The organism is Rhodopseudomonas sp. NSM (genome assembly GCF_052445935.1).
GTDB lineage: Bacteria > Pseudomonadota > Alphaproteobacteria > Rhizobiales > Xanthobacteraceae > Rhodopseudomonas.
Genome location: NZ_JBQTCH010000001.1, coordinates 406,987 through 417,360 on the forward strand (window position 1 = coordinate 406,987; position 10,374 = coordinate 417,360).

8 protein-coding genes are annotated in these 10,374 nt (G+C 63.9%); 6 read left to right on the forward strand and 2 right to left on the reverse strand.

From position 1 onward, the window contains the following. Positions 1 to 10 precede the first annotated feature (10 nt). A complete protein-coding gene (locus ACTZWT_RS01800; protein WP_444768007.1) occupies positions 11 to 472 on the forward strand; it encodes a MarR family winged helix-turn-helix transcriptional regulator in 462 nt (153 codons plus the stop codon). Positions 473 to 474: 2 nt separating this feature from the next. Next, on the forward strand, positions 475 to 1,341 hold the full coding sequence (locus tag ACTZWT_RS01805) for an alpha/beta hydrolase (RefSeq protein ID WP_444768008.1): 867 nt from the start codon (positions 475 to 477) through the stop codon (positions 1,339 to 1,341). Positions 1,342 to 1,355: 14 nt separating this feature from the next. Here the strand turns inward: ACTZWT_RS01805 and ACTZWT_RS01810 are convergent, their stop codons facing one another. Beyond that, positions 1,356 to 1,928, reverse strand: a complete 573-nt coding sequence (locus ACTZWT_RS01810) for a helix-turn-helix domain-containing protein (protein ID WP_444768009.1) — start codon at positions 1,926 to 1,928, stop codon at positions 1,356 to 1,358. Between the two features lie 272 nt (positions 1,929 to 2,200). On the opposite strand from ACTZWT_RS01810, the gene ACTZWT_RS01815 reads away from it, so the two are divergent. From ACTZWT_RS01815 to ACTZWT_RS01830, 4 genes are all read left to right on the forward strand, one after another. Beyond that, positions 2,201 to 2,851, forward strand: a complete 651-nt coding sequence (locus tag ACTZWT_RS01815) for a response regulator transcription factor (RefSeq protein WP_444768010.1) — start codon at positions 2,201 to 2,203, stop codon at positions 2,849 to 2,851. Between the two features lie 68 nt (positions 2,852 to 2,919). Beyond that, positions 2,920 to 3,306, forward strand: a complete 387-nt coding sequence (locus tag ACTZWT_RS01820; RefSeq protein WP_444768011.1) for a response regulator transcription factor — start codon at positions 2,920 to 2,922, stop codon at positions 3,304 to 3,306. After that, entirely contained in the window at positions 3,303 to 8,444 is a 5,142-nt protein-coding gene (locus ACTZWT_RS01825; RefSeq protein WP_444768012.1) for a trifunctional serine/threonine-protein kinase/ATP-binding protein/sensor histidine kinase, read from the forward strand. The genes ACTZWT_RS01820 and ACTZWT_RS01825 overlap by 4 nt, the downstream gene beginning before the upstream one ends. 362 nt (positions 8,445 to 8,806) lie before the next feature. Continuing rightward, on the forward strand, positions 8,807 to 9,649 hold the full coding sequence (locus ACTZWT_RS01830; RefSeq protein ID WP_444768013.1) for an alpha/beta fold hydrolase: 843 nt from the start codon (positions 8,807 to 8,809) through the stop codon (positions 9,647 to 9,649). 196 nt (positions 9,650 to 9,845) lie between these two features. Here the strand turns inward: ACTZWT_RS01830 and ACTZWT_RS01835 are convergent, their stop codons facing one another. Continuing rightward, positions 9,846 to 10,367 carry an RNA polymerase sigma factor gene (locus ACTZWT_RS01835; protein ID WP_444768014.1) on the reverse strand — a complete coding sequence of 174 codons (522 nt, stop codon included), beginning with the start codon at positions 10,365 to 10,367 and terminating at the stop codon, positions 9,846 to 9,848. Positions 10,368 to 10,374: the final 7 nt, after the last annotated feature.

Here is a 10,374-nt window from a genome sequence, read left to right on the forward strand (position 1 = left end):
GGGCGGCTAGTTGAGTAAGAAGAGCCTGTCGGACAAGCGGCGCACGAAGAGCAGGAGCGGATCGGCTTATGTGCTCGACGCCCAGGTCGGTTTCGTTCTGCGTCAGGTGCTGCAGCGTCATGCGACGATCTTCGTCGGCCGCATGGGCGAGGATCTGACGATGACCCAATGGGCCGCGCTCGCGAAGCTGCTGGAGCAGGGGCCGTGTTCGCAGAACTTGCTGGGCCGGCACACGGCGATGGACGCCGCCACCATCAAGGGCGTGGTCGAGCGCCTGGTGAAGCGCGGCCTGCTGGAAACCAGCGCCGATCCGGAGGACGGCCGCCGCCTGCTGGTGGCGCTCACGCCGGACGGCACGTCGCTGGCGGAGCGATCGATTCCGCTGGCGCAAGAGATCACCAAAGCGACGCTGTCCCCGCTCGCGAAGGAAGAGCGCGCGCTGTTCCTCAGCCTGCTCGAACGATTGAAATAGCGATGCCTGACGAACACAAGTCCGGGGCGAGCCGCCCTGCCGATCCGAGAGACGCCTGGGCGCAGCTTTCACAGAGCGAGCGCGACGCCGCCTACGACAACAACACCGCGGTCGCGAACAGCCCGGAGCTGATCGCCGAACGCAACGCGACCTCCGCGCGGGCGCGTGCGACGCTGCGATCGGTGCTCGACCTGCCCTACGGCCCGAGGAAAAACAACAAGATCGACCTCTATCCCGCGGCCGACCCGGATGCGCCCTGCCTGGTGTTCCTGCACGGCGGCTACTGGCAGAAGAATTCGCGCGAGCTGTTCGCCATGATGGTCGAAGGCGTCGCGGCGCACGGCTGGTCGATGGCGATTCCCGGCTATTCGCTTGCGCCCGAAGTGTCGCTCACCGAAATCGTCGACGAGGTGCGCCAGGCGCTGGACTGGCTTGCCGCGCATGCGCCGGACCACGGCGTCGCCGGTCCGGTGATCACCTCGGGCTGGTCGGCCGGCGGCCATCTCGTGGCGATGACGCTCGACCATCCGCTGGTCGCGGCCGGCCTGTCGATCTCGGGCGTGTTCGATCTGGCGCCGCTTCGCGACACCGGCCTGAACACGGCCCTGCAACTGACCGACGCCGAGATCGAAACGCTGTCGCCACTGCGGCTGCCGGTGATCGACAAGCGGCTCGACCTCGCTTATGGCGACGACGAACTACCGACCCTGGTGCTGGATTCCATCAACCTGCACGAGCGTCGCAGCGCTGCCGGCGCACCGGGGCTGCTGCTGCCGATCGCCGGGCACAATCACTTCTCGATTCTGGCCGAGCTGCGCCGACCGGACGGCGCGCTGGTGCGCGCCGCGCGCGGTCTCGCAAGCGCGTAGTTCCATTTGCAGCTCTACGCGCATCTCTTGCGCGAACCTATCCGCTCGATTTCGAGCCATTCGCGCCGCCATGCGTTGGGCGTGATACCCACGTAGCGACGGAAGATGCGCGAGAGATGAGCCTGATCGCTCAGCCCGCAGGCGAGCGCAATCTCGGACAGCGGCCAGTCGGTCGAGAGCATCAGCTTCTTGGCGCGCTCGACCCGGCGCTCGATCAGGAAGTTGCGCGGCGGGACGCCGACGCTCTGCCGAAACGCGCGTGCGAAATGTCCGGCACTGAGGTTCGTGAGGGACGCGAGGTCCCGTATCCTGACGCCTGCCTCGAGATGCGCTTCGATGTGGATCATCACCCGGTTCAGTTGCCATCGCGCCAGGCCAACACCGTTCAACAGAGCCGCCCGTGGAGCGGTCTGCGTTGCATGTCGCGCCTGGACCTCGCAGAGCAGCATCGCCGCCCGGGCGATACACGATTTCGCCGTCGCCGGATCGTCGTCGACCGCTGCTGAAGCTTCGCTCAGCATTTTCGCGAGGCAAACGATCGCTTCAACCGTATCCTTCCGATCCACCGCCTCTATCGTGTCGCCCATGGGAGGTGCGGCTTTCGTGTTGGTCGATGAAGTTGCTGCACTGAGCGCTCGTTTCGTCGATGGAACAGCGCATCAGCGCGGTCGAATAGTCGGACCATCGTGCGCGTCGCAGCCTGCGTTGGTTTCGGCGACAGCAAACCAAGGTATGTGAATTGTCCGGCGGACGCCCGGCCGGCCATTCCGCCGCGGAATGGGCAACCTTTCGTTGCAATCTAGCTCGTCTCCATCATCTCCGGTACAATGCCTAAAGCGACGCAACAGCCACGAGTTTCATGGATTCAGCCGCCGGCCCCCTCGTCGTCGTTGTCGACGACGATACAGACATCAGAGAGGCGCTGGCCGGGCTCTTCCTGTCGGTGGGCAATCGCGTCGCGTTGTTCGGGTCCGCCCAGCAACTGTTGAAGGCGGGCATCCCCGCCGACGCCAGTTGCCTGATCCTCGACGTACGCCTGCCCGGCACCAGCGGCCTCGAACTGCAGGACATGCTGTCCCGGCTGGACGTTCGGATTCCCATCATCTTCATGACGGGCTACGGCGATGTTCCGATGACGGTGCGCGGCATGAAGGCCGGAGCCGTCGACTTCCTGACCAAGCCGTTTCGGGATCAGGAAATGCTCGACGCCGTCGCAGCCGCGACCGAACTCGACGGCAGACGGCGGGAGGCCGATCGGAAGCGGGATGAGATTGTGCATCGCTACCGCGCGCTGACCCCGCGGGAGAAACAGATCTTCGAGATGGTCGCTGCCGGCTCCATGAACAAGAATATCGCCGCCGACCTCGGACTGAGCGAGATCACCGTCAAGATCCATCGTGGTCGCGTCATGAAGAAGATGGGCGCGCGATCGCTCGCGGACCTCGTCAGGATGGCGGAATCGACCCCCCGCTCGCCCGCCGCCGACGTAAAACCATCGTATGACTTATAACGCCGCGGCGGCTGCCCCAGTGTTTGGACACGTCGGATCGTGCTGCATCGCCCTTGAGGATGGCAGAAATGACCATCGGCAAGATCATATCGGTGATAGACGACGACGAGAACGTTCGGATCGCGATCGAGGGGCTGATTCAGTCGCTCGGTCTGCAGGCGCGCGGGTTCGCGTCGGCGCAGCAGTTCCTCGATTCCAACGTCAGTTCCTCGACCGCCTGCCTGATCACCGATGTGCAGATGGCCGGCCTGAACGGCCTCGATCTGCACTCCCTTCTGATCAGCGAAGGTAGGGCTCCCCCGGTGATCTTCATCACGGCCTTTCCGGACGAACGGATCGAGGCGCGGGCACGCGCGCTCAATGCGATCGGATTTCTGAGCAAGCCGTTCGACGCCCAGACCCTGGTGCAGTGCATTCACGATGCGCTCGCCAGGGCGAGCGGAGGCTCCGGATGATCGAGGCCCCGCGCGGAACCGTCGGATCAGGACCGCTGAAGCACGTCACCGGCCCGCTGGACTTTCTGCGCCGCAATGGCCAATTCAGCGTCTTCCGGATTCAGGCAGGGTGCCCGGAGATCGCCTCCCTGCTTCTGATGGCGGATCCGAACGATCCGGCGGCGGTGCAGAGGCTCACCCGGGAATTCGCCATTACGCGGGAGCTGGATCCCGATGTCGTCGTCCGTCCCCGCGATCTGGTATGCGCCGAGGGACAGGCCGCTCTGATGCTGGACGACGTCGATGCGCGCCCGCTCTCCGAACTGCTGGACGAACCGCTCGACGTCTTCAAATTCCTGCGCAGAGCGATCAGCCTGGCGCGTGCGCTCGGCCACATCCACGAACGCGGCCTCGTCCACCGCAATCTGCGCCCGGACACCATCTGGATCGACGGGGCGGACCACGTTCGGCTGACCGGACTGGAGGGGGCGTCCCGATTCCGCCGCGAGCGCCCCGATCTCGCCGTCCACGAATCCCTGGTCGGCTCGCCGATCTACATGTCGCCGGAGCAGACCGGACGGGTCAATCGATCGATCGATTCGCGAAGCGACCTCTACGTGATGGGCATCGTTCTCTATCAGATGATCGCCGCGGGATCGCTGCCGTTCCTCGCGTCCAGCCCGCTGCAGTGGATCCACTATCATATCGCGCGCCAGCCGAATCCGTTGCCGAACAGCCGCCCGGAAACCGGCGCGATCGAGCGTCTGGTCTTCAAGCTGCTGTCGAAATCCGCCGACGACCGCTATCAGACGGCGGCGATGGTTGAGCGAGACCTGCGGTCGTGTCTGGCGGCATGGGAGACGCACGGGACCACGGCAGGCGTCGAACTGACGTCGCAAGATGCTTCGGGCGTCATCCGGATGACCGAGAAGCTGTACGGACGCGACGCCGAGATCAATCAGTTGCTGTCGGCCTATCATCGCGTCGCATCGACCGGCGCCACCGAATGGGTCTTCATATCGGGATATTCGGGCGCGGGAAAATCCGCGACCGTGAACGAATTGCGGAAGACGCTCGCTCCGACCAACGGCTGGTTCATCTCGGGCAAATTCGACCAGTACAAACGCGACATCCCCTTCGCCACGCTGGCGCAGGCCTTCCAGTCCCGGCTGCGGCAGATTCTCGGACAGGACCGTGACGAACTGGCGCGATGGCGCGGCCTGCTGGGCGACGCCGTCGGGCCCTATGGCGAGTTGATGATCAACCTCGTCCCGGAGCTCGCTCTGCTGATCGGAAGCCAGCCCGCCGTCGCGGACCTGTCTCCGCAGGAGAGCAAGAGTCGGTTTCAGGCGGTTCTCGGCCGCTTTCTGGGCGCTCTCGCGCGGCCGGAACATCCGCTCGTGCTGTTCCTGGACGATCTGCAATGGTTCGACACCGCCACGTCGGATTTTCTTGTGCGGCTCGCAGCCGACGCGGACATCGGTCATCTCCTGATGATCTGCGCCTACCGGGACAACGAAGTCGACGACTCCCATCCGCTGACGCGGGCACTCGACGACATCCGGCGCAGCGCAGCGCATATCGAAGAACTCCGGCTGCGCCCGCTGGCCTTCGAAGATATCGCCGCCCTGGTCTCCGACGTGCTGCGGACTGCGCCGGACCGGGTCGCGCCGCTGGCCGCACTGATCCAATGCAAGACCGGCGGCAATCCGTTCTTCGCTATTCAGTTCTTCTCGTCGCTCATTCAGGAGCAACTGCTGGTTTTCCACGCGCTCGGACAGGAATGGACCTGGAACATCCAGCTGATCGAGGCCAAAGGCTACACCGACAACGTCGTCGACCTGATGGCGCGGAAACTCGACCGCCTGCCGCCGGCGACATTGAGGATCGTGAAGACCTTCTCGTGCCTCGGAATGGGGACCCATGCGTTCACCCTGAGCGGCATTTGCGGCCTGCCGGAGGAGGCTGTCCACGCCGGACTGCAGGACCTGGTCGCAAGCGAACTCGTGGTGCGGACCGGCGCCGAATATCGCTTCATCCACGACCGGGTCCGGGAGGCCGCCTACAGGCTGATCGCGCCGACGGATCTGCCGTCCGAGCACCTCCTGATCGCAAGATACCTCGCAGCGACGGCCGGCCCGGCACCGTCGTCCGACGAGATCTTCCAGATCGTGAACCACTACAATGCCGGTGTGGCGATGATTTCATCGGCGGCGGAGCGGTTGACTGTCGCCAGATACAATTTCGATGCCGGCCGCGCCGCCCGAAAGGCGATCGCTCATCAATCGGCCTTGATCTATCTGACAGCCGCCAAATCGCAGCTGACGCAAGACGAATGGCGATCCCATAGCGAACTCGCATTCGCGATCGAGTACCACCTTGCCGAAAGCGAATTCCTGACCGGCCGCCTGCCGGCGGCCGAGGCGCGATTGGCACTTCTGCGGCCGCATGCCCCGGACGAGGTCGACAAGGCCGCCGTGATCTCGCTGCAGATCACGCTCTATACGGCCATGGACCGCAGCGACGACGCCATCAAAGCCTGTCTCGCCTATCTGAACGACGTCGGCATCGTCTGGTCCTGTCATCCCACGCGTCAGGAAGCGCGGGCGGAATACCAGCGCCTGGCGCGGCGTCTTGACGGAATTTCAATCGGTGCGCTGCTGGATTTTCCGATCGCGACCGATCGCAAACATTGCGCGGCGCTCGGCGTGATGACCGCGGCGCTGGCGCCTGCGTTCTTCACCGACCTCAACCTCGTCTGTCTCATCCTGTGCAGGATGGCCAATCTCAGCATCCAGCGCGGCAACAGCGATGCGTCCGCACTGGCCTATGCCTATCTCGGAATGGTCGTCGGGCCCAATTTCGGCGATTATCGCGCCGCTCTCGGTCTCGGCGAACTGGGTCTTCAATTGGTCGAGACACGCGGCCTCGATCAATACAAGGCTCGCGTCCATCTCACCTACGGAGCCCATGTTCTCCCCTGGGCGCGCGCGCTGGATCGCTCGCAGAGCTATCTCAGGCGCGCATTCGAGGAATCCAACGAAACCGGGGATCTGACCTATGCCGGCTTTTCGTCCTGCACGCTGATCACCAACAGGCTCGAGGCGGGCGATCCTCTGGACGAGATCGAGCCGGAAGCCGTCGCGCGGCTGCAATTCGTGCAGCGCGCCAAATTCGGACTGATCGTTCACATCATCACCACCCAGCTTCAGCTGATCAAATTGCTTCGCGGCAGCACCGACACCTTCACCTCGCTGAACAGCGAAGGCTTCGACGAGGCCTCGTTCGAACGCCAGCTCTCGGCCAATCGCAGCCTCGATATCGCGGCGTGCTGGTTCTGGATCCGCAAGATGCAGGCGCGATTCTTCTCCGGGAACTACGCTGCGGCCTACGAGGCGCTGCAGAAGGCCGAACCCCTGCTGTGGACGACCTTCGGTCACTTCGAGCTGGTCGTCTTCCACTTCTATGGCGGCCTCGTCAGAGCCGCATATCACGACTCCGCCCCCGCGGGCCTGCGTGAAACTCTGCTGAGCGGCCTGATCGCCGCACATCGCCACATGGCCGAATGGGAGACCCATTGCCGCGAGAATTTCGAAGGCCGGGCGGCCGTGCTGGCGGCCGAAATCGCGCGGATCGAAAATCGTCCGTTCGACGCCATCCGGCTTTACGAAGAGGCGATCGGTTCATCGCGTCGGTATGGCTTCGTGCAGAACGAGGCGGTTGCGCATGAAAGGGCCGCGCAGTTCCATCAGCATCAGGGTTTCCAGACCGGATACGAAGCGCATCTGGTGAAGGCGCGCGATTGCTATCACCGCTGGGGGGCAGCTGGAAAAGCGAGCCAGATCGAGCGCCTTCACCCCGGCCTGAGCGGGATTCTCTCGACGCCGCATGTCCCACCCGAATTTGCCGACAGCTTCGATCTGGCGGCCGTCGTCAGGACCTCCGAGGCGGTGTCCAACGAGTCCGGGGTCTCCCGGCTGATGGAAACGCTGATGACGCTGGTGCTCGAACACGCCGGCGCGCAGCGCGGCTTGCTGATCATCCCGCAGGGTGACGAATTGGCGGTGCGGGCGGAGGCGAGGACCAGCATCGACGGCGTGCAGGTTTCGCTGCGGGACGACGATGCGGCGGCGCCGGAGCTACCGACAACGATCGTCAATCTCGTTGCTCGTACCGCGGAACCCATCACCCTGGACGACGCACGTGCCAGTGGCCCCTTCGTCGACGATCCCTACGTCTCGGCGGCGCAATGCCGCTCCATCCTGTGCCTTCCCCTCGTCAAGCGAACCAAGCTGATCGGCATCATCTTTCTCGAGAACAATCTGGCGGCGGGCGTCTTCACCCCGGCGAAGCTGTCCGTCCTCAAACTACTGGCTTCGCAGGCGGCGATGTCGCTGACCAACGCGCTGCTCGAGGAAAAGGACGCCCTGGTCGAAGCGCTGCAGAAGTCGCAATCCGAATTGATGCGGATGTCGCGGCTGACGGCGATCGGCGAACTGGTGATTTCGATCGCCCACGAGATCAACCAGCCGCTGACCGCGATCATCACCAATGCCGACGTCTGTCTGCGATGGCTGAACAACGAGAAGCCGTCGACGGAAGAAGCCAAGAACGCCGCCCGCCGGGTCATCGAAAACGGGCGGCGCGCCGCCGACGTGGTCCAGACCATCCGTGGATTGGCCGTCAAATCCATCCCGAAGATGTCGGCCGTCGACGTCAACGTGGTGGCGCGCGAGATGCTGTCCATCATCCAGAGCGAGTTGCGTCAGCACAACGTCCACCTCGATACGACCCTGACCGAGGGCGCAAGCACGGTGATGGCGAACAGGGTGCAACTTCAGCAGGTCCTCCTCAATCTGATGATGAACGCCATCGAGTCGGTGGCGGCGATCGAGGGCAGACGCACAATGAGCGTCGCGACGCGCACCGGCGACGCCGACACCATCGTGATCAGCGTCACAGACAATGGTTTCGGCTTCGACGAAGACCGGATCGATCAACTGTTCGAGGCGCTGGTGACGACCAAGCCGCATGGCATGGGCATGGGGCTGTCGATCAGCAAATCGATCGTGGAAGCCCATGGCGGTCGGCTGTGGGCCACCTCGGTCAAGCCGCGCGGCGCTTCGTTTCACTTTTCGCTCCCGCGCCTGTCTGCGTAGCATGCTTTCAAGTCGCGAACGTCCAAGTCGCCATCCGAACCGACAAGCGCCGAACCGGCATTTGCCTTAGCTGAACTGCTGTACCCGGCCGGTGCCAACAGGAATTCATACGCTGCCGCCTGAACGCGCGGGCTTCAACCCATGGCATCCTGCAACTTATCGTATCCTGCAACCCATGGCATCCTGCGGACATGAAAGCGTGATCCAACATGGTGCCGATACTGGCAGCATTGCAGCGCCGCGGGCGCCATGCGTCACGCATCGACGAAGGAGACGTGATGGCGGCTGAGTCGGCGTCATGCATTTGTCGGGCAGCGCTCTGGCGTGCCCGCCCACCCCACCTACCAAGAAGGAGACACGAGATGAGCAGCGGATTCGTCAAGACAAAGGACGGCGTCGAGATCTTCTACAAGGATTGGGGTCCCAAGCAGGCCCAGCCGATCGTCTTCCACCACGGCTGGCCGCTGTCGTCCGACGACTGGGACGCGCAGTTGCTGTTCTTCCTCGCGCAGGGCTATCGGGTCGTCGCCCATGATCGGCGCGGCCACGGCCGCTCGTCGCAGGTCGACGTCGGCCACGACATGGATCACTACGCAGCAGATGCCTTTGCGGTTGTCGAGCACCTGGACCTGAAGAAGGCGATTCACATCGGCCATTCGACCGGCGGTGGCGAGGTCGCGCGCTACGTCGCCAAGTTCGGCGAGCCCAGCGGTCGGGTGGCGAAAGCCGTCCTCGTCAGCGCCGTGCCGCCGCTGATGCTCAAGACCGAGACCAACCCGGGCGGCCTGCCGATCGAAGTCTTCGACGGCTTTCGCAAGGCGCTCGCCGCCAACCGCGCGCAGTTCTATCTCGACGTGCCCGGCGGCCCGTTCTACGGCTTCAACCGCCCGGACGCGACGACCCTGCCCGGCGTCGTCAACAACTGGTGGCGGCAGGGCATGATGGGGAGCGCCCAGGCGCACTACGACGGCATCAAGGCGTTCTCGGAGACCGACCAGACCGACGACCTGAAGGCGATGACCGTTCCGACCCTCGTGCTGCACGGCGAAGACGATCAGATCGTGCCGATCGACAATGCGGGACGGATGTCGGTGAAACTGGTGAAGCAGGGCAAGCTGAAGACCTATCCCGGCTACCCGCACGGGATGCTGACCACGCATGCCGATGTGCTCAACGCAGACCTTCTGGCTTTCGTGAAAGAGTAAGGCGGACGCCTCACCAATCACAACGGTCATCGAAGCGGAGCTCGCGGGCTCCGCTTCGACTGGTCGTGTCGTCTGCAGAGCGGCCGGTTCGGTCGCATCGCGGATGGCAGGCGCGAGACCGGCGCGACGAATCCGTGCGCACGATCTCACCGCGTGCGGCAACGCGGGTCGCAGGACCATTCCTCGCGGAAAGAACTCAGATATTCTCGCGGCGACGTCGCCAATTGCGGCAGAATTCGAGGGCGGAGATCATTTCCTTTTCGACCGTCGAGACCGAAATATTCAGACTACGTGCAATCTGCGGATACGTCATGCCGTCGATCTTGCTCAGCAGGAAAATCCGCTTGGTTCGCCGTGGCAGCGTCTCCAGCGCGCGCAGCAGCGAATGGAGATCCATCCGGCTCGCAACCTCGTCCTCGGGGCACACAACGGAAGGCTGCAACTGGTCGCGCGAAATGCTTTCGGCATAGGACAGCCGCACGCGCTCGGCGCGCATCGCATCACGGGCGAGGTTGCGCGCGGTGGTGACGACGAGACCGACATCGCGCTTGCCCACGTCGCGATTCATCAGCTTGATGAACGTTTCGTGGACGACATCCTCCGCAGTGTGGGTACTGCCCGTGATGCGCCGGACCAGCCGCTGGAGATGGCCCTGCTCTGCCCCGAAGATATTGAGCAGTTCTGTCGCAGACGACATGGTATCCTCATCGTCAGGCATCAGCCCG

What these genes read in the sequence shown, in the direction of transcription:
- ACTZWT_RS01810 (WP_444768009.1), bottom strand. Translation starts at nt 1,928, where the DNA reads ATGGGCGACACGATAGAGGCGGTGGATCGGAAGGATACGGTTGAAGCG.
- ACTZWT_RS01830 (WP_444768013.1), top strand. Translation starts at nt 8,807, where the DNA reads ATGAGCAGCGGATTCGTCAAGACAAAGGACGGCGTCGAGATCTTCTAC.
- ACTZWT_RS01805 (WP_444768008.1), top strand. Translation starts at nt 475, where the DNA reads ATGCCTGACGAACACAAGTCCGGGGCGAGCCGCCCTGCCGATCCGAGA.
- ACTZWT_RS01820 (WP_444768011.1), top strand. Translation starts at nt 2,920, where the DNA reads ATGACCATCGGCAAGATCATATCGGTGATAGACGACGACGAGAACGTT.
- ACTZWT_RS01825 (WP_444768012.1), top strand. Translation starts at nt 3,303, where the DNA reads ATGATCGAGGCCCCGCGCGGAACCGTCGGATCAGGACCGCTGAAGCAC.
- ACTZWT_RS01835 (WP_444768014.1), bottom strand. Translation starts at nt 10,367, where the DNA reads ATGCCTGACGATGAGGATACCATGTCGTCTGCGACAGAACTGCTCAAT.
- ACTZWT_RS01815 (WP_444768010.1), top strand. Translation starts at nt 2,201, where the DNA reads ATGGATTCAGCCGCCGGCCCCCTCGTCGTCGTTGTCGACGACGATACA.